This window comes from Alcanivorax sp. HI0083 (assembly GCF_001635175.1).
In genome coordinates, this window is record NZ_LWFX01000596.1 from 1 (window position 1) to 814 (window position 814).

The window sequence follows — 814 nt, forward strand, 5'->3', positions numbered from 1 at the left end:
GTTTATGTAAGTTATCTCTTAGGGGGAAGGTAAGACTTTTACGACAACAAGAATGGCTTTCTTACAAATGGATAATGCTAAAAAGTGGAGCTATTTCGCCCCACTTTTTAGCAGCATGTAAATCACCGTGCTGCGAATTTCCTCGTCACTGCAATCGAAACAGCCACCGCGAGGAGGCATCGAGTTGATGCCATTGATCGCTTCCTGCACCAGGGTATCGAAACCTTCTTCTTCAACCTCGTGTGACCAGTAAAGGCGATGCTCCTTGCCGACACCAGGCGCGCCCAGCGCACCGGAGCCGTGACAGGTCACACAGTACTGCTTATACAACTGCGCCCCGTCACGCGCCGCTGCCTTGTCGGTAGCCGTCGTGTCCGGGGCGCTGTCGTCGGAGCAGGCTGCCAGCACCAGTGCTGACAGCAAGAGTCCGGGTAAAAACCAACAGGGTCGCGACAAGATTATTGGCTCTTGCTGACCATGTACTCGATGGCGGCCTTGAGTTCGTCATCAGAGCAGTTCATGCACATGCCTTTAGGGGGCATGGCGTTGATGCCGTTGATAGCGTTCTGTATTCAGTGATCGCGCCATCGAAGAGCGTATCAAGCCGGTGGGTTCTGTGTGTGTGGAAGGAGACGAATGTGGTAGCGCTGCCGCCCCGGCCGAAGAAGTGGCCAGTGGTCCCCGTTCCGGTGAGCAGGTCTACAACGCCTCCTGTGCGGCCTGTCATGGCACTGGCGCTGCCGGTGCCCCGAAAGTGGGTGATGCCGCATCCTGGGCACCGCACATCGCCAAAGGCGAAGCGACCATGCTGAAG

Annotated in this window: 2 protein-coding genes; one reads left to right on the top strand and one right to left on the bottom strand. The window is 56.4% G+C overall.

The window, feature by feature from the left end:
* Positions 1 to 90: 90 nt before the first annotated feature.
* Positions 91 to 456: a cytochrome c5 family protein gene (locus tag A3754_RS06045; RefSeq protein ID WP_231880510.1), complete on the bottom strand. Its 366-nt coding sequence runs from the start codon at positions 454 to 456 to the stop codon at positions 91 to 93.
* 160 nt (positions 457 to 616) lie between these two features.
* Here A3754_RS06045 and A3754_RS06050 point away from each other — a divergent pair.
* A partial coding sequence (locus A3754_RS06050; protein ID WP_231880511.1) for a c-type cytochrome occupies positions 617 to 814 on the top strand: 198 nt, incomplete at its 3' end.